The 18,398-nt window shown below is 45.7% G+C and carries 15 protein-coding genes; 3 read left to right on the plus strand and 12 right to left on the minus strand.

Annotated features, from left to right (window positions below):
• The first annotated feature begins 36 nt into the window (after window positions 1-36).
• Together EC604_RS07130 and EC604_RS07135 are read left to right on the plus strand one after the other, a co-directional pair.
• A complete protein-coding gene (locus tag EC604_RS07130; RefSeq protein ID WP_123063498.1) occupies window positions 37-918 on the plus strand; it encodes a helix-turn-helix domain-containing protein in 882 nt (293 codons plus the stop codon).
• Window positions 919-1,038: 120 nt separating this feature from the next.
• Window positions 1,039-2,328, plus strand: coding sequence for a glycoside hydrolase family 27 protein (locus EC604_RS07135; protein WP_123063499.1), 1,290 nt, complete (start codon window positions 1,039-1,041; stop codon window positions 2,326-2,328).
• 125 nt (window positions 2,329-2,453) lie between these two features.
• On the opposite strand, the gene EC604_RS07140 is transcribed toward EC604_RS07135, so the two are convergent.
• The 6 genes from EC604_RS07140 to EC604_RS07165 form a co-directional block, all read right to left on the minus strand.
• Window positions 2,454-3,866, minus strand: a complete 1,413-nt coding sequence (locus EC604_RS07140; RefSeq protein WP_123063500.1) for an MFS transporter — start codon at window positions 3,864-3,866, stop codon at window positions 2,454-2,456.
• An 80-nt stretch (window positions 3,867-3,946) separates the two neighbouring features.
• Entirely contained in the window at window positions 3,947-4,537 is a 591-nt protein-coding gene (locus tag EC604_RS07145) for a TetR/AcrR family transcriptional regulator (RefSeq protein ID WP_123063501.1), read from the minus strand.
• 86 nt (window positions 4,538-4,623) lie between these two features.
• Window positions 4,624-4,986 carry a hypothetical protein gene (locus EC604_RS07150; protein ID WP_123063502.1) on the minus strand — a complete coding sequence of 121 codons (363 nt, stop codon included), beginning with the start codon at window positions 4,984-4,986 and terminating at the stop codon, window positions 4,624-4,626.
• 166 nt (window positions 4,987-5,152) lie between these two features.
• A complete protein-coding gene (locus tag EC604_RS07155; protein ID WP_123063503.1) occupies window positions 5,153-5,881 on the minus strand; it encodes an amino acid ABC transporter ATP-binding protein in 729 nt (242 codons plus the stop codon).
• A complete protein-coding gene (locus EC604_RS07160) occupies window positions 5,874-7,322 on the minus strand; it encodes an amino acid ABC transporter substrate-binding protein/permease (protein ID WP_123063504.1) in 1,449 nt (482 codons plus the stop codon). Before EC604_RS07160 ends, EC604_RS07155 begins: the two co-directional genes overlap by 8 nt.
• Window positions 7,323-7,683: 361 nt before the next feature.
• On the minus strand, window positions 7,684-9,756 hold the full coding sequence (locus tag EC604_RS07165; protein ID WP_123063505.1) for a serine hydrolase domain-containing protein: 2,073 nt from the start codon (window positions 9,754-9,756) through the stop codon (window positions 7,684-7,686).
• Window positions 9,757-10,009: 253 nt separating this feature from the next.
• Here EC604_RS07165 and EC604_RS07170 point away from each other — a divergent pair, with 253 nt between their 5' ends.
• The gene (locus EC604_RS07170) at window positions 10,010-11,440 is read left to right on the plus strand and encodes a PLP-dependent aminotransferase family protein (RefSeq protein ID WP_123063506.1); all 1,431 of its coding nucleotides are present in this window, start codon (window positions 10,010-10,012) and stop codon (window positions 11,438-11,440) included.
• A gap of 64 nt (window positions 11,441-11,504) precedes the next feature.
• On the opposite strand, the gene glyA is transcribed toward EC604_RS07170, so the two are convergent.
• The 6 genes from glyA to EC604_RS07200 all read right to left on the minus strand — a co-directional run bounded on the left by glyA (window position 11,505) and on the right by EC604_RS07200 (window position 18,393).
• Window positions 11,505-12,764, minus strand: a complete 1,260-nt coding sequence (gene glyA / locus EC604_RS07175; protein WP_123063507.1) for a serine hydroxymethyltransferase — start codon at window positions 12,762-12,764, stop codon at window positions 11,505-11,507.
• 26 nt (window positions 12,765-12,790) lie between these two features.
• The gene (locus EC604_RS07180; RefSeq protein WP_123063508.1) at window positions 12,791-13,996 is read right to left on the minus strand and encodes a benzoate/H(+) symporter BenE family transporter; all 1,206 of its coding nucleotides are present in this window, start codon (window positions 13,994-13,996) and stop codon (window positions 12,791-12,793) included.
• A 20-nt stretch (window positions 13,997-14,016) separates the two neighbouring features.
• Window positions 14,017-14,760 carry a YggS family pyridoxal phosphate-dependent enzyme gene (locus EC604_RS07185; RefSeq protein WP_123063509.1) on the minus strand — a complete coding sequence of 248 codons (744 nt, stop codon included), beginning with the start codon at window positions 14,758-14,760 and terminating at the stop codon, window positions 14,017-14,019.
• Between the two features lie 230 nt (window positions 14,761-14,990).
• A complete protein-coding gene (gene rbsB / locus EC604_RS07190; RefSeq protein ID WP_090915885.1) occupies window positions 14,991-15,923 on the minus strand; it encodes a ribose ABC transporter substrate-binding protein RbsB in 933 nt (310 codons plus the stop codon).
• A 15-nt stretch (window positions 15,924-15,938) separates the two neighbouring features.
• Window positions 15,939-16,910 (minus strand): ABC transporter permease subunit, encoded by a 972-nt coding sequence (locus EC604_RS07195; protein ID WP_123063510.1) that lies wholly within the window; start codon window positions 16,908-16,910, stop codon window positions 15,939-15,941.
• Window position 16,911: 1 nt separating this feature from the next.
• Window positions 16,912-18,393 carry a sugar ABC transporter ATP-binding protein gene (locus EC604_RS07200; RefSeq protein WP_123063511.1) on the minus strand — a complete coding sequence of 494 codons (1,482 nt, stop codon included), beginning with the start codon at window positions 18,391-18,393 and terminating at the stop codon, window positions 16,912-16,914.
• Between the last annotated feature and the right edge of the window lie 5 nt (window positions 18,394-18,398).

An 18,398-nucleotide genomic window follows, 5' to 3' on the forward strand; every position in this document is an offset into this window, starting at 1 on the left:
TAGATTGAGCAGAGTATCCTAGATTGGAGGAAAGCGATGGATATTTTAAAAGGTACCTATGGTTTTCGATTTGCAGAAGATCGTGAACTTGACCTATGCAAGCTTTATGCAACGGGGAGCGATATCATTACTGATCCGTCGTATTATTGGGATGGCCTGGAGCGAACGGATGGTCCTCTTCTATTATTTCAGTACACCCTTGCAGGAGAAGGTATTTATGAAAGTAAAGACCGTACATACCGTGTGACCTCCGGACAGGCTTTTCTTGCAGAGATCCCGAGCGCTCATCGATATTATTATCATCCAGAGTGTGCTGAGCCATGGCATTTCATCTTCCTACTCTTCCGTCCTGATCTCATTCAAGCTCATTGGCAGAAGTTTGTGCGAGAAGCAGGCGAGGTTGCTACTCTCCCCATGGATTCGGCTCCGATCCGTCTGCTGCGCATGATTGTAACGGATGCCGCGGCTGGACGGATAACGGACCCTTTGATTGCCTCATCCAGTGTGTATCAGTTCATGACAGAGCTTGTTCGCTTACAGACGACTGCACGTCATAATCGGGAGAACTGGCCGGAACATATTCAGCAGGCCACGAAGTATATCGAGACCGATTACGCCAGTATGATCAGCGTGGATCAGCTTGCAGAACGTGTTACTCTATCCAAATATCACTTTATTCGCAGATTCTCGGCAAGCACAGGCCTCACTCCAGGTGCCTATCTTACCCGCGTTCGAATCGAGAAAGCGATGGAATTCCTTCGCGGCACGACACTAAGCATTGAACAGATCGCATTGCAGGTTGGATACTCCAGCGGAAGTTATTTTATCAAGGCTTTTCGAGGTTTAACCGGGCTTACCCCAGGGGAGTTCCGAAGCGGCGGCGAGAGCCTCGTATATCGCAGATTGTTTTTTGACTAACCGCAATAAATTGCTATTGTAGACTTAACATTACTGTAGATTATTGAATCCACCTTCATTATGATGAATGTAACTAGAGCAATAATTTAAACCAAGTTCATCATGTAAAGGAGCCTTTCAATGGATCATACTCTTGTTGCACCAACACCTCCTCTTGGCTGGAACAGCTGGGACTGCTACGGGGCTGCTGTCACTGAAAAGGAAATTCGCGGCAATGCGGAGTACATGGCTACACATCTAAAAGCATATGGCTGGAGCTACATTACCGTTGATATTCAATGGTATGAGCCTCTGGCAAACTCCTCACAATACCGCCCGTTCGCTCCACTGATTATGGATGAGTACTCTCGTCTGATGCCTGCAGAAAATCGCTTCCCTTCTGCTGCGGACGGTCAGGGATTCAAACCACTTGCTGATTATGTTCACAGTTTGGGACTAAAATTCGGCATTCATATAATGCGCGGAATTCCAAGGCAAGCAGTTCATGCGAATACAGCTCTATTGGGGACCAGCTCCACCGCCCGTGAGATCGCTCACACCAACTCCATCTGTCCGTGGAACACGGATATGTATGGCGTAGATCACAACAAAGAAGGCGCGCAAGCCTATTATGATTCACTGTTTGAATTGTATGCTTCATGGGGTGTTGATCTGGTCAAAGTGGATGATATCGCTGCCTCCAGATTATATGACACACATCAGCCTGAGATTGAGATGATCTCGAAGGCGATCAAACGTGCCGGACGTCCCATGGTATTAAGTCTTTCTCCCGGTCCTGCCCCCGTGGAATATGCTGATTTTTTCGCGGAACAGGCTAACATGTGGCGGGTCACCGATGATTTCTGGGATCAATGGCCGCTGCTGCTGGATATGTTCGACCGCTGCCGCACTTGGCAGGCCCTTCCTAAGGAGGGGTGCTGGCCGGATTGTGATATGCTGCCTCTGGGGCATATCGGTATTCGCTCTGTCGATGGAGGCGGAGCTGACCGCTGGACGAGATTCACTAAGGATGAGCAATTGACCATGATGTCTCTGTGGAGTATTTTCCGTTCTCCTCTCATCTTTGGCGGTGAGTTACGGGATAACGATGACTGGACACTGTCCTTGCTGACGAACCGTGAAGTTCTGCGTATGCATCGTGAGAGCCATAGTGCAAGAGAAGTGTTACGTCAAGGCGATCTGATCGTTTGGACGGCTGCTCATGTGGATGGCTCCACTTATGTAGCTGTGTTTAATGTTGGTGAGCAACAAGTGCTCCCGGTGGAACTTAATCTTACAACAGCTGGTTTATCCCCTTCCGTTGCAAGCCAAGGAATTGAATTATGGAGTGGCGATTTGATAGAAGTTAACGGGGATATATTACAAACAAATGTGCCTTCGCACGGTGTGCGCCTGTACCATTTTAAGTGAACCATTTCTCCTGAAACGTTCCACTAAGAAGAGGCCCTGTCGTTGAGGACAAACCTCTTCTTTTCAATTTTTTGAAAATCAACGGATAGTAACCGTTTGGCTTGTGTAAACACGTTCAGCTTTTATCAGAACAATGTAGATGATTCATTCATTTGTCCTTGAGACTTACGATCAAAATGCCATCTATACACAAAAGTCATTACCACAACCAACAAGGCAAGCACAATAAATAGATTACTATATACAAATGCAGACGATAGGCTGATAAAAGGGTTGAAATGCATCTGCTGCGCTCCCCCGTCGATGACCTTGCCAAGAACCGTTGTAGATACAGAAGCTGCGATGAAATTAAACATCGACAGTAATCCCATACCAATGCCAACCTGTTCTTTGGAAAGTGTCTGTGCAATCGTATTAGACAGCGCAATTTGCATATATGATTGACCAAGGACTGCCAAGACTAGACAAGATGAAACGAAAAACAATGATACACCGGCAACAAACGATAGACATATGAAGCCAATCGCGAGCATCGTTGAGGCTGTATAGATCAAATAGACATTGCCTTTCTCATCAGCTAACTTCCCTCCTCGTCTTCCCAGTAATGCTGCAATCAGAGCCGATGGTAACATAATTAGACCTGTCAGAGCCGGATAAGCATCATACACATGGGTCAACAGTTGCGGAATAATAAATGGAATGCTAAATCCGCATGCGACCAACACAAATGAAATAATCATTCCCCATGTGTAGGATCGGTTGCAAAAAACAGCTGGCTGCACAAACGGTGATGCTGCGTGAAGAATACGAAGGATAAACAAAGCTAAAACTACAAACCCCAGTAGCAAATACCACAAATTCATTTGAGTCAGCGCGAGCAAAATGGCTCCAATACTTACTGCGAGCAGTATCCCTCCGAGATAGTCCATCTTTTCATAGACTCTCTTCTCATCATTCAAACATTTTCTATAGAAAGGGAGCGTCAAAAGCGAAAGCAGCGGAATGGCAAATAGAAACTTCCAGTTCAGTGCACTGGATACGAATCCGGCAACAATAGGACCTAACGCAGATCCCAAGGCGATTCCGATCGCAGAGGTACCGAGTGCCTGACCACGCTTGTTCGGCGGAAAATATCGAACCGGTATAATCATGGCAAGAGCTGGAATGACGGCAGCCCCTGCGGCCTGAATCAGTCGTGCCAAAATAATCATAAAGAAGGAAGTAGACAGAATCCCCATGGCAGAACCAGCAGCCAATAATAAGAGCCCAAAAGTGATTAAATGCTTAATGCTGTATCGGTCTGTTAGCTTCCCGTAGGTGACTGTACCGACGGCATATACAATTAAATATCCGGTAACGATCCAGCTTGTTTCGGAAGCTGACCGTTCGAATTGATCCCCAATGACGGGTAAAACAACATTAAACATCATTCCGTTCATTACAGAAATGATCAATGTGAAGACAAGCACGCGAAGTAGTACCGTTTCTTTACCGGTTGAAGATGTATCCTGGATTTCTAAACTCTCTGTGTCCTTCATCGTTTCCCTCTTTTCCATACGTTACTTAAAATACAAACGGTTGACTGTCAGTACTTACTGTCATTTAACTGACTAAAAAACTAGGGCGTAAGAGCCCTAGTGAACGTCCATACACTTTCGGCAATCACATCTTCTAATGAAAGCCACGGAAAATGTACATGATCCTCCATATGATTAATAAACAAGCCGTAGTTTAATGCCATGAAGGAAAAAGCCTGTAATTCAGCATTGATCTGAATCACCTTACCTTGTTCGTACATCGTTTGTAAATAACGGGTTAACCGTTCAAGTAACTGCTGGGGGTGTCGTATCGTTTGTGTTCTTAAATCCGGCAAATGATTCATTTCCTTCAGACTGATCATAAACAATTTGCGGTTCTTATGCATGATTTCGTGATAGGTTCTGCTCACCAACAATAAATCTGAATGCAGATTCCATACCAGTTTTTCCTCAAAAAGTCGTGTCATTTCTGCGGCATAATGATATTCATCAAATGCGCTCTCAAGCAAATTTTGTTTCGTACCAAAATGGCGAAATAACGTCTTCTCACTTACGCCCGCGGTTAAAGCAATCTCCTGCGTTGTAACGCTTTTATATCCCTTTACCGAGATCAACTCGATCGCCGTTAACATTAACTTCTCTCTTGTGTTCCGTTTACTTGAATTGGACATTAAGCTCTCCTTCTACCCCAATGTCAGTGACCACTGTCATAAAAGAAGACTACCTTTTGAATCACTCTTTGTCAAGTACTTCAGGCTCATTTCTGTTCCATCGCCTGCACAGCAAGTTGAAAAGCTCGAATTCTTCTCTCCAGTAAGGTATATTGGGGTGTTCCAGCTGTAGACTTATCCATCATTTGTTTAAGAGAAGGAAGGAGATTGTTCATCACATGACGTGCCTCGGATATTTCCAAGCTACTATAATGTTGGTCATCTCTCCCATTCCAGGTGTGTTCCAATATATATAAACTGACAATGAGCGCACGAAGTCGTTTCTCTATAACAGTTGTATTTGCTTCTTTCCCCGCCATGTTCTTCAGAGCGTTCTCCGATTTACGAATCACAGACTGAAAGGCTTCAATCGATTGTCGTTGTATCAACTCCGTTACGGGTTCGGTCATAGGATAATACTCCTTTATAAGTATTTTTATTTAGGCAATTATATGGATATTAAAGCTAATATGCCCTGCATTTCACGAAGCTCATTATATCCCTTATGAAATAAATGTACAAAGCAAAAAAGCCGCATATCGCGACTTTTTTTATTGAACCATGATAAAACTGGGATTAGAGCACCTTTTCCAAAAAGCTGATTGTGCGTTCGTGCTGCGGTTTACCGAAGATCTGTTCAGGATTACCTTCCTCAACAATATATCCACCATCCATAAAAATAACCCGATCCGCAACTTCGCGGGCAAAACCCATCTCATGCGTAACAATGATCATCGTCATACCTTCGCGCGCGAGGTCCTTCATCACACCAAGTACCTCTCCAACCATTTCCGGGTCAAGTGCCGAAGTAGGTTCATCGAATAACATGACGTCAGGATTCATCGCTAACGCACGGGCAATGGCTACACGCTGCTTCTGTCCACCGGAGAGCTGGCTTGGGAAACTGCCTGCTTTATCTGACAGACCGACACGGTCAAGCAAGCGAAGAGCCGTTTCTCGTGCCTGTGCTTGATTTAATTTGCCAAGTTCAATGGGCGCGAACATTATATTTTTGAGCACACTGAAGTGTGGAAACAGATTAAAATGCTGGAATACCATACCGATGTTTTCACGGGCTTTATTGATATCGATATCTTTGCTGTTTAAGTCCTGATCATCGACAATAACACGGCCTGCGGTGATATCCTCCAAACAGTTAATACAACGCAGAAATGTACTTTTCCCCGAACCGGAGGGACCGATCACACATACAACCTCTCCTTCGTTCACAGTAACGTCTATTCCTTTCAACACCTGATTGGAACCAAAACTTTTCTTCAGACCTTCTATTCTAATTTTACCCACGACGGATTCTCACCTCCAGATAATCGGCAATTTTAGTCAGTATAATAATAACGATCAAGTACATTATCGCAACCGTTAACCAAATGTCAAACGAGGCCAAGGATCTAGCAATAATGATTTTACCCGACTGTGTAAGCTCAACCAGCCCGATAACGGACAAGATGGACGTATCCTTCAACGTAATAACCATCTGGTTGATAAATGAAGGAATCATCACACGGATCGCCTGAGGAATGACAATTTTCATCATTGCTTTGCGATACGGAAGTCCGAGTGAACGAGCCGCCTCCATCTGCCCCCGATCAATCGATTGAATACCCCCACGGATAATCTCAGTAACGTACGCTCCGGCATTTAAGCTCAGCGTCAGAATCGCTGCAAGGAACAGCGGCATCGTAAAGCCAAATGCCTGAGGAATACCAAAGTAAATGAAGAACGCGAGTACAAGCAACGGAATACCACGGAAAATATCAACGAAAATGGTGGCGATGCCGCGCAAAACTCTGTTACGCCCTACTTTCATAAAGGCGAAGATCAAACCAATAATAAACGCGAAGAACAGAGACATGATTGTGTATAACAGTGTATTCCCCAAACCTTTCAACAGGGCTGGAAGAGACTTGATCACAAGTTCCATTCGTCCCAGGCTTGCAACAGTCTCTGCATTGTCACCTATATACTTATCTACAATACGCTTGTATTCACCGCTTTCCTTGATGTTTGCAAGGCCTGCGTTAAACTTCTGCAGCAACTCCTGGTTTTTACCTTTACTTACAGCAAAGCCGTAAGGCGCGCCCTTTTCTGGTTCTGTAACAACTTTCAGTCCGTTTTTTTGATTCTCCCCATATTTCAATACAGGGTAATCATCAAAACATGCTGCAGAATTTCCCGTTTTCACATCTTCATACATTAGCGCCGAATCATCAAAAGGTACAATGGTAAACCCATACTTCGATGCGTTCGCTTCAGCAAAACGATACCCTTCCGTCCCCGTTTTTACTGCTACCTTTTTACCGCGGAGATCTTCATAGCTTTTTATTGTATCATTGCTCGCTTTAATGCCCATAACAACGCCTGATTCAAAATACATATCAGAAAAATCAAATTGGGTTTTACGTTCATCCGTAATACTCATACCTGCAATGACACCATCTACCTGATTGGATTCCAGTGCCTGCACGGCTGCGTTAAAACCTAAGGCTTTGATCTCATATTTGAAATTCTGGTCCTTCGCAATCGCTGCAAGGATATCCATGTCAATGCCGACAAGCTCTCCGTTTATATCCTCAAATTCAAACGGTGCAAAGGTAATGTCGGTACCGATCACATAGGTTTTTACCGATTGCGATTGTGCCTGCACACTTCCCGTCCAACCTGTGAAGCCGGACACCAGAAGCAGCACCATGGTAAGTATAAGTATTGTAATCCTGTTATTCTTCATATGTCCTCCTCGTCTTGACGTCATGCCATACTTATGTTTCCAAACCTGCTTCCATTATTATTCTCAGCACTTGAACAATCAATGCTCTTTCTACCCACCTTCATCTTTTGTTTCCATGGCAATTCTTCATTCCACTTGTAAAACTCCTCTTATACTTACCCTGGAGGTCAGGTTAGCGAAACCCGAATTTAAAATTTGAAACATTAATTTGAAACATTAAAATGAAAAAAAGCCGCAAAGCGCGACTTTTTAGCGATCATATGGATAAGCATGAATTCTCCTTTAAAAAACATTAATGCTCAAGATCAATCAATCGTAATTAAGAAAACATGTCCCTCTCGTCCATAAACAGAGTTCTCCTTTATTTCAACGTAATCTCAAACACAGCTCCCGCTTCACCTGCAAAGACAATGCTGCCTTTCTCCGGGAGTATCATTGTCGTTTGACCGCTAACTACGCTATGATTCAGGCTAACTCCAGACGCATCATACACAACAAAAGAACCATCTGAAGGGACGTTCACTTTCATTTCTTTCCCTCCAGCCGAAGTCGGGATAGAGAACCATCTGGCATAACCATTCGCCTGAATTGTCGTTTTCGATTGGTGACCTGCATAAATCGGTTTCACAATATCCTGGCTGGCATATATATTGCCTCCTTGTGAAACAAACTCTATACCGTCCTGTTTGAAAAATGTAAATTCCATCGTGTCACGTCCGGCTACACCAGGAATTTGTAATCGATTCATAGCTTGATCCGCACCCGTAATCGCGTTGGTGTAAATATAGCCTGGCAGTTCACTCAACAACTGAATAGGGATAAGCGGCATTGCTGTATTATATAATGTCGAGGTATGCTTCTCATTCACGAGCACATATGCTTTATCGGCACGTGACTGCCACGTTGCTTTCGCCTCATCCGACAAAGGGTTCGCTTGAAGCTTCTGTGCCTTGTACTCCGAGGAAGCAAGCTGCCCGAGTCCAGGTGCGGATTGGTACGAACGTGTCCACAGATACGTATTTCCGTTATCTTCCTTAACAAACTTCACTTTCTCCGTACCCGCTTCATTTACAAAAGAGCCCTCAGCAATATATGTGTACTTCTGCTTCGGACTATTGGGAGCCGTTAACATCGAGATCGTGAGTTGGCCACTCTCCTGCACTTCCAGTTTCATTAACATGTTGGCGCCGCCGCCATAGATTCCCGAATGTTTCATCTCTTCTTTTGGCATCTCTGCCTTCACAGGAACCCCATGTGACTTCTCCGCTTTACGCTCCGGAATTAGTTGCTTTTCTTCCAGCGCACTGAGTAACAACTCCGTTGCAATTAATTGATTCGTTGAACTTGAACCTCCAGAAGATGTAACGGCTGCAGACATGTTATGCTCAGGAAGTACAATCAGAGAGGCGTGATAGGCTATCGTATTACCACCTTTAGTCCATGCCTTGATCCCATATTGATTGAAGGGAAATAAGTTCACACTGTCCCATCCAAGCCCGTAAGCAATAGACGAATCGGCGTCCTCTGGCCACAGTCCCCTTTTGTACTCTTCCTGTCCCGTTGCATTCGCCGATTCTTTGGAAAGAACACCACTCTTCTCGTTCGTGAACACTTGTGACAGCTTCACCAAATCTTCGGCTGTGGAATAGATGCCGCCTGAAGCAATCATATTGGTTGTCTCCAAAGGCTGCCTTTCCTTCTTGGCGGAGTACGTCGTTGCCATTTGTTTCAAATCGAGCGGATCTTGTGGCGTCTTGGTATGATTCATGCCAAGAGGTGTTGTGATATGACGGTGCATGAATTCCGTAAAACTCAAACCGCTGACTCGCTCCACCAGAATCTCGGCTAATGAAAACCCGTCATTACTATAAACCGAATAGGCACCAGGATCAGCCTTCAGATGCTGTGAGGCCAACTGATCCAGTAACGTATCATGTGCATGTGTATCCGGATCTTCAAATAGGATTGCACTATTACTTGATGTGCCAAGAAGTCCTGATGAATGGTTTAACAACATACGTACTGTAATTTGAGTATAGCGCTCGTCCTTCATTCTAAAGTCAGAAATATACTTAACTACCGGATCATCCAGTTTAACTTTCCCCTGATCCACCAGCATCATGACAGCAGTTGTGAGAAACATTTTACTTGTCGAGCCTATGCCATACATTGTGTCTGACGTGAGGGGCACATTCCCCGCAGGATCATTGATACCTGTCTGCCCGGAAAGAACAATCTGTCCTGCATCGATAAGTGCGTATTGAACACTGGCAACACCGTAACTTTCGGTCAGTGTTTTCGTTTTTGCAGTGACGGCTTTTTGAGTTAGTTCAAAATTTGATTCACTTGGAATCTCGGTTGCATATACAGCCGTGGGAGTTAACATCGCCAGCACCACGGTCATCGCGATTATAGACGTTCTTTTTCTTCTCATCTTCATCTTCTCCTATTCTGCTCTGTGATCATCGTGTTGTGCTGTTTCCTAACGCAGTATAAACGAAGAAAATGAACTGCAAACGTCTTGAATATGAACTGGAGATGAACAGTCAAATCATTATTATAATCTTGATTCATCATTGCAGCTTGAACCGTTGTCATGATAATATTCCATACAATGGAACGTCCGAATTTTCATTATGTTCAAGTAATATACAATCCATAAATTCAACAACAACGGAGTTGTTATGATGTTAAAAGTGAACCGAAATGATGACCGCCCGATCTGGCAGCAACTGCTTGACCAGGCTATTCACAACATTACAACCGGGAACTGGCCTCCAGGTGAGCTGCTGCTTCCGTCACGTGAGTTAGCCGCGCGGATCGGTGTTTCACGGTCTACAATTCAGATCGTTTACGAAGAATTATTCAGCCGGGGTTATACCGTAACCTCACGTCGCGGTGGAACAAGAGTCAGCCATTCGATCCAGGTGCTCCGTTCTTCAGAAGAGGAGCCACCGTCCGGGCCTGTACCTCCCGCACTGCCTTTAGTACACGAATCCATTGCCAAACTGCAGAGCTGGTTTGGAGATCAAGATGCACCGCAGGTGGACATTGATTTCAACCCGCACGAGCCTTATATCGATGAGACGTTCACCCAATCCTGGAGAAAATCATTTTTGCAGGTGTCTGCTGAACCCGACCTTGATATCTGGTCGTATGGCGATGCCAGAGGTTTCCTGCCGCTGCGAGAACAGATCCAGCGTTACCTGTCCCTAGAACGAGGAATTCATATTGAAGTTGATCAGATTTTGTTAACTTCAGGCGCACAACACAGCATTGATTTGATTACTCAGGCACTTCTGACTGAAGGAGACAGAGTGTCCGTGGAGGACCCCGGTTTTCCTGCTGCCTGGACCACCATGAAATACCGCGGTATGCAGATCGATGCCGTACCGGTTGATGAGCAGGGACTGTGTGTAGATCGCATCCACCCAGAATCGAGGCTCGTATTTGTCACACCTTCACACCAATGCGCCACCGGAATCATAATGTCAGAGCCGCGCAGACAGCAATTCATGCAATTGGCCGGAAAACGTGGGATGTGGATTATCGAGGACGATTACGATAGCGAATTCAGATATCGTGGAGACCCGATTCCCACCCTGTTCAGCCAACTGCCTCAGAATACGCTTTATATGATGAGTTTCTCCAAAATGATTGCGCCCGGTATACGTTTATCCGCAATTATAGGACCTCAAGCAGCGGTTGAGCGGCTTACCCAGATTCATGAACTGACTTATCGCCATCTCCCCATAATGGAGCAGCTAACGCTGAATCATTTTATTGAGCGGGGGCAATTTATGCGCCACATGAGAAGAGTTCGTAACATTTATCGCCGCAGACACGAGGTCATGACCAAAGCGATCCATTCTTCCGGCCTTAGTTCGCGTTTTAGGTTAAGTGGAGTAGAAACGGGATTACATATACTTCTTGAAGCAGAAGCGTCATGTGATGAAGCAACAATAACCTCTGCCGCCCGCAGGCAGGGTGTCTGTGTTTATCCGCTAAGCAGATACTGCCTGGAAAGTGACCGTAAGGGGTGGGTATTAGGTTTTGCAAAAGTAGATGAGGAACGTATCGAAGAAGGCATCTCCCGATTTGCCCGCACCGTTTTATAACAATGGAATAGAGCCCGCCAGCAATCCAAAATCGATAAGAAGATTGCAGACGGGCTGTATCTATTTATGAGGTGAACGATGCTCCTGCTTCGTACAGAGGAAATCGTGATGTGATCTCGCGCACACAACCTGATATGTGCTCTTTTACTTTAGTATTCGCTGGATTTTTAAAAGCAAGTGCGATAAGCTCGGCGATTTCTTTCATCTCCCCGGCACCAAGCCCTCTGGTTGTCATGGCAGGAGTTCCAAACCGAATACCGCTTGTAACTAACGGACTTGCTGTATCGTGAGGAATCGAATTTTTGTTTGCCGTGATGCCTGCTTCATCCAGCATCATTTGAGCGTCTTTACCCGTAAGGCCAACGCTGCGCAGATCAACGAGAATAAGATGATTATCGGTACCTCCAGAAACAAGAGAAAGTCCTTCATTTCTTAGCGTTTCCGCCATTACTTTGGCATTATTCAGAACGTTTCTCATATAAACAGTGAAATCAGATTGCATTGCTTCCCCAAAAGCGACTGCTTTTCCCGCAATAATATGCATAAATGGCCCGCCCTGCGTTCCTGGAAAAACAGCTTTATCGATGGCCCGTGCCCAGGATTCTTTACACAAAATAGCACCTCCACGCGGACCTCGCAGCGTCTTATGTGTCGTGGTTGAAACAATATGTGCATGCGGTATGGGGTTAGAGTGTAATCCTGCTGCAACAATGCCCGCGATGTGTGCCATATCTACAAACAGTAAAGCTCCCACTTCGGAAGCAATTTGAGCAAAAAGTTCAAAATCAATACGCCTCGGGTATGCACTTCCGCCTGCAACGATCATTCGCGGACGATGTTTGTGAGCCAGTTTTCGCACTTCGTCAAAGTCAATAAGACCCGTTTCCGGATCGACACCATAGGAAACAAAATGATAAAATCTTCCTGAAAAATTAACAAGACTTCCATGCGTCAGATGACCCCCATGAGCAAGATTCATTCCAAGAATCGTATCACCTATCTCAACTGAGGCAAGATATACAGCCATATTCGCCTGTGAACCGGAATGAGGCTGCACATTCGCATGTTCAGCACCAAATAGTTGTTTCAGGCGATCATTAGCAATATCCTCTACCGTATCAACATGCTCGCATCCACCATAATATCTTCTGCCCGAATAACCCTCTGCATATTTATTGGTTAATACGCTGGCCGTGGCCTCCATTACGGCTTGGCTCACAAAATTCTCTGAAGCAATCAGTTCTATCGTATCCCGCTGTCTTGCAAGCTCGTGACGGGCTGCTGTTGCCACAGTTTTATCTTGGCTCTCTATATGTTTTAACATCCTGATCATCATCCCTTTCTGGTTTCTTAAGCATTTGTCCCAAGTTGTTTTTTGGCAAATTTATGATGAATTAGAAGATGTGCCATGACTCCAGCCACAAGTCCCCAGAATGCACCGCCGATGCCAAACAAAGTTACATTAGCCGCTGTTGCTAAAAATGTAATTAATGCCGTTTCCCGTCCGTTCGGGTCCGCCAGAGCGTTAGCCAGGCTGCCGCCGATCGTTCCAAGTAAAGCGAGCCCTGCTAATGTGGCGATAAATGCCGCTGGAAGAATTAAAAATAATGCGGCTAAGGTCACGCCAAAAATTCCGACAGTTATGTAGAAGACTCCGCAGGCAATGCCCGCAATATAACGCTTGGACGCATCTTCATGCGCATCTTTCCCTGTGCATATAGCTGCGGTAATGGCTGCCACGTTAAATGCATGTGAGCCGAATGGTGCGGCGATAAGTGAACCCAAGCCGGTGACCGTTAATATAGGGTTAGCACTCGTTCGAAAACCATCATTGCGGAGAACCAGCATACCTGGCATGTACTGCCCTGTAAGCGTAATAATAAATAACGGCAGGGCCACACCTAGCAGTGCCTGAATTGAGAATTCGGGAGCTGTGAAAACAGGTAAAGCGACAGCCAGCTGAATGGAGCTGAAATCGGTTTTCCCCATAATTACCAGATAAATCAGGCCGAGAATCAATATACCAACGATTGCATAACGAGATGTAAACCGTTTTAACACGATATAGGCGGTAAACAGCAGAATAACCAGTACAGGTTCGACCTTGGCCCCTTCAAACGCGGAGATACCGAACTGGAGTAAAATTCCTGCAAGTAAACCAGAAGCGATCCCTGGCGGGATTAATCGGACGAACCGTTCAAACAAGCCAGACATGCCCAAAATGACAAAACCAACGGCTGAAATCATATAAGCACCTACGGCTTCTGAATAAGGAGTTACAGCCAGCATGGAGACAAGGAAGGCTGCAGCTGGAGTAGACCACGCAGTAATGATAGGTTCTTTGTAGCGGTAACTAAGCCATATCCCCGTGATCCCTACGCCAATCGAAATGGACCATATCCAGGAAGCGGTCATTTCCGGGCTTAGCCCTGCTGCTTTGGCCGCTTGAAACACAAGAATGAAGGTCCCTCCATAATTGACAATTACAGAAATTAAAGCAGCGGTCACTGGCGATATCAAATCGCGTCCGCGAATCTTATTAGATGCTGTTTTCAATGTAAACCCCTGCCCCTCAACTAATCTTCTATCTTTGTATGTTCGTTCCAGTAGTATTCATCGGGTACATAACGTGGGCCAAACACATTCGTTCCCACACGAACGATGGTGGCCCCCTCTTCAATCGCCATACTGAAATCACCGGACATGCCCATTGATAACATTTCCATGTCGACGCGTGGGATGTTTCTCTCTCTGATCTGTATACTGAGCTGTTTCAACAACCGAAAACATTGACGGGTCTCATCCGTTGATGCATGCAGTTTCCCAATCGTCATTAATCCTTTTACATGCAGCGTATCAAATCGAGATAACTGTTCCACGAGTTCCACTGCATCCTCTGGAGAAGCTCCGAATTTACTTTCTTCATAGGACGTATTAATTTGTACAAGAATGTCCATTGTCCGCTGTTCTTTGACAAGCTGGTCATGTAAGACCTGCCCGAGCTTCAGACGATCCACCGAATGGATCATTGTCACATACTTAACAACCTCCTTTACTTTATTCGTCTGCAGATGTCCGATAAAATGCCATTCCACCGCTTTGGACTGCTCCATAAGAGGATATTTATCTCGCAGTTCCTGCACTTTGTTTTCTCCAAACAGCTTTTCACCTGCCTGCACAGCGACCTGTAACTTCTCAAGCGGTACCGTTTTCGTGGCTAAAAGCAACTTTACATCGGTAATATTTCGTCCAGAAGCCTTGCAAGCCAGTGCCATTTGTTTTCTAACCATTTTTAAATTTTCTTCAACAGGATGATCCAAGCTGGATGCCCCTTTCTACTCACCTTTTGAATGACAGTATAACAATCTATGGACTGAATATGTATATCCAAAGTTATTATTTTCGAGCAATCCAAAAGGTTATAATTTGCAATTGAAGTCAGGTATGAGCCTGATTTGAGTTTTTAACCATCTATAATTTCCACGATAAAAAATCCCGTTCCGGCTTTTTCAGCCAGAGCGGGATTCGTGTATTACCTTTTAAATATTGATTATTGATTTACGTTTTCCTTGGTAACCAGCTTTAACTCAGCCGGAATGGATTTCTCCACCTGCTTGCCGCTCAGCACATCGAGTGCGGCTTGCAGTGCAAGCTGTCCAATCAACTCGGGCTGCTGAGCTACGGTTGCAGTCAGTTTACCATCCTGAATCGATTTAATGGCATCATCGTTGCCGTCAAAACCGATCACCGGGATATCTTTACCCGAGCTTTGAATCGCTTCAATGGCACCCAGAGCCATCTCGTCATTGTGAGCAAATACGGCTTGCACTCCCGGATTACCTTGCAACAAGTTCTCCATGACATTCAGACCTTTGGATCGGTCAAAGTCAGCAGATTGTTTGGCAACCACATCCAGCTTCTGATCTGCGATCTCATGGAAACCTTTGCCGCGCTCCCTTGTAGCGGATGCACCTGGGACACCTTCAAGCTCGATCACTTTGGCTCCTTCACCTAATTGCTTAACGATGTATTCGGCAGCCATGCGCCCACCCTTCGCATTATCGGAAGCAACAAGTGCTGCAACTTCACCTTTATCCGCAGAACGATCCAGCGTAATTACTGGAATGCCGACACTATTAGCGGATTGAACCGCTGTAGAGATTGCAGCGGAATCTGCCGGGTTAATGAGCAAGGCATCTACGCCCTGCTGAATGAGATCGTCCACATCGTTCGTTTGCTTCGCAGAATCGTTCTGTGCATCAACTACAACAACTTGAATACCCTGTTTCTGTGCTTCTGCTACGACACCGTCTTTCAGTGAAACGAAGAACGGGTTGTTCAGTGTCGAGATCGACAAGCCGATTTTTTTCTGTTCCTTACCTCCGGCTGACTTTGGTTTCGCCCAGCCTGGCGGCTCCAGCGAACATCCGGCTAGAACAACGATCAGTATCATGCTAACAAGCGTTAGTGTCCATTTTTTCATGTTGTTTTCTCTCCCTTAAGCGGTTTTCTTGCGGTCCAGCAGGACTGCGATAGCAATAACGACACCCTTCACGACCATCTGGTAGAAAGAGTTCACACCGAGCAGGTTCAGACCGTTATTCAATACACCGATAATCAGCACACCAATCAATGTACCTACAATGCGTCCACGACCGCCAGAAAGACTTGTACCGCCCAGCACAACTGCAGCGATGGCATCCAGCTCATAGGATGTACCTGCTGTAGGTTGAGCGGAGTTCAGACGTGATGTCAGAATTGCACCAGCCAGCGCAGCAAGCATACCTGCAAGGGAGTAGATCATAATTTTGACACGGGATACCTTGATACCTGAGATAATCGAAGCTTTTTCATTACCGCCGATGGCGTACGTTTTGCGGCCGAAGGCCGTTTTATGCAAAATCGTCCACAGAATCACAAACGTAATCAGCATTGTAATCGCCGGTACCGGAATACCGAGCAGGTATCCCCGTCCAAACAACTGGAACAGCAGACTGTCGCCCAGGCCTGTGATTGGATTACCGTTGGTATATACCAGCGTCAAACCTCTGAAAATAGTCATCGTTGCAAGTGTTGCGATAAATGGAGCCATGTTACCCTTGGTAATCATCAGTCCATTGACCATACCCATGACGCCGCCAAGCGAAACCCCGATAATGATCGACAGAATCGGATCAAGACCGGATAACATCATGTTGGCTACGAACGCACTGGATAAGGCAAGTATAGAACCAACCGACAGGTCAATCCCGCCTGTGAGAATAACAAACGTCATCCCAAACGCAATCAAGGCATTAATGGAAACCTGGCGAAGCAAGTTCAGAATATTAAGCGGTTCCAAGAAGCTTGGATTGAGCACGGAAACGATAACAATCAGGATGATTAATCCGAGTAATGGACCGAGTTTTTGTGTTACGCTAGACAAGCGGAACCCGCTTTTGGCTGTTTTAGTGTCCTGCATTGTTGTCATGTTACTGTCCCCCTGTAGCTAGTGTCATAATGTGTTCCTGTGTCGCTTGTTCCTTCAGCAGCACGCCGGTGATGTGACCTTCATGCACAACGGCAATACGGTCACTCATTCCGAGCACTTCGGGTAGTTCGGACGAAACCATGATGATCGCTACTCCGCGATCCGTTAGTTCGTTCATGAGCTGATAGATCTCACGCTTCGCTCCAACGTCTACCCCACGTGTAGGCTCGTCAAGAATGAGCACGCTTGGGCCAATGCCCACCCATTTGGCGATAACCACTTTCTGCTGGTTCCCACCGGATAAATTCCGGGCCGCGGTTTCCGAAGATTGGGTTTTGATCTGCAACCGTTTGATCAGGGTGTCCACAAACTCCTGTTCTTTCACATTCGAGATGAAACCTCTGCTGGAAAAACTGAACAGGTTCGTCAGTGCCATATTTTCACGGATCGAAAAGTCGAGTACTAGCCCTTCATCCTTCCGGTCTTCTGTAATAAAACCGATGCCGTGCTTCACCGCATCCGCCGGTTTGCGAATGTTTACTTTTTTTCCGCGGATCTTGATCTCACCGCTATCCAGCCGATCCAGACCGAAGATGGCTCTCATGATCTCCGTACGCCCCGATCCCATCAGTCCAGAGAAACCAAGTATTTCGCCAGCTTTCACATCAAAACTAACATTTTCGAATAATCCTTTTCGGTTAGCTTCTTTCACCTCAAGTACGATTTCGCCATACTTCGGATTTCGAGACGGGTAACGCTCGGTGAGTTCGCGTCCGACCATTTTGCGCACAACCTCATCAAAATTTGTCTCAGGAATTGCTTTGGTATCCACAGTTCGCCCATCACGCATAATCGTAATGCGATCACAGATCGTAAAAATTTCCTCCATTCGGTGAGAGATGTAAACAACGGATACACCATTTTTTTGCACAGAACGAATGACCTCAAACAACTTCTGGATCTCACGTTCGGTCAAGGCCGCTGTAGGCTCGTCCATAATAATGACTTTGGCCTCGGTCATCAGCGCTTTGGCGATCTCAATCATCTGCTGCTGTCCGACAGAGCACTCTCCTGCAGGACGCTCAAGCGGGATATCCACCGATAGTTTGGCAAATTGTTCATTAGCAAGCGCTTTCATTTGTTTTGTGTTAAGCAACCCCATGGAGGACGATATCTCTTTACCGATAAACAGGTTATCCAGCACTGTCATCTCTGGCCAGACATTTAATTCTTGGTGAATAAACGTAAGCCCAAGCTGCTCAGCTTCTTTCGGACTACCGAAGTACGTCTCTTTGCCATCAATCTCAATCGTTCCCTGATCCCGTTGGTGCAGACCGATCAAAATATTCATGAGCGTTGATTTCCCGGCGCCATTCTCACCCATCAGGGCATGAACCTCGCCTTCTTTTAATTCAAAATCCACACCGCTTAACACTTGATTCGTGCCAAACGCTTTATGGATATTATGCATCTGAATGTGCATAGTGC

Source organism: Paenibacillus amylolyticus (assembly GCF_003719335.1).
Taxonomy (GTDB): Bacteria; Bacillota; Bacilli; order Paenibacillales; family Paenibacillaceae; genus Paenibacillus; species Paenibacillus amylolyticus_D.

Excerpts from the sequence above, each read along its gene's own strand:
- EC604_RS07200 (WP_123063511.1), bottom strand. The coding sequence starts at position 18,393 with ATGCACATTCAGATGCATAATATCCATAAAGCGTTTGGCACGAATCAA.
- EC604_RS07170 (WP_123063506.1), top strand. The coding sequence starts at position 10,010 with ATGTTAAAAGTGAACCGAAATGATGACCGCCCGATCTGGCAGCAACTG.
- rbsB (WP_090915885.1), bottom strand. The coding sequence starts at position 15,923 with ATGAAAAAATGGACACTAACGCTTGTTAGCATGATACTGATCGTTGTT.
- EC604_RS07130 (WP_123063498.1), top strand. The coding sequence starts at position 37 with ATGGATATTTTAAAAGGTACCTATGGTTTTCGATTTGCAGAAGATCGT.
- EC604_RS07135 (WP_123063499.1), top strand. The coding sequence starts at position 1,039 with ATGGATCATACTCTTGTTGCACCAACACCTCCTCTTGGCTGGAACAGC.
- glyA (WP_123063507.1), bottom strand. The coding sequence starts at position 12,764 with ATGTTAAAACATATAGAGAGCCAAGATAAAACTGTGGCAACAGCAGCC.
- EC604_RS07165 (WP_123063505.1), bottom strand. The coding sequence starts at position 9,756 with ATGAGAAGAAAAAGAACGTCTATAATCGCGATGACCGTGGTGCTGGCG.
- EC604_RS07150 (WP_123063502.1), bottom strand. The coding sequence starts at position 4,986 with ATGACCGAACCCGTAACGGAGTTGATACAACGACAATCGATTGAAGCC.
- EC604_RS07195 (WP_123063510.1), bottom strand. The coding sequence starts at position 16,910 with ATGACAACAATGCAGGACACTAAAACAGCCAAAAGCGGGTTCCGCTTG.
- EC604_RS07160 (WP_123063504.1), bottom strand. The coding sequence starts at position 7,322 with ATGAAGAATAACAGGATTACAATACTTATACTTACCATGGTGCTGCTT.
- EC604_RS07140 (WP_123063500.1), bottom strand. The coding sequence starts at position 3,866 with ATGAAGGACACAGAGAGTTTAGAAATCCAGGATACATCTTCAACCGGT.
- EC604_RS07145 (WP_123063501.1), bottom strand. The coding sequence starts at position 4,537 with ATGTCCAATTCAAGTAAACGGAACACAAGAGAGAAGTTAATGTTAACG.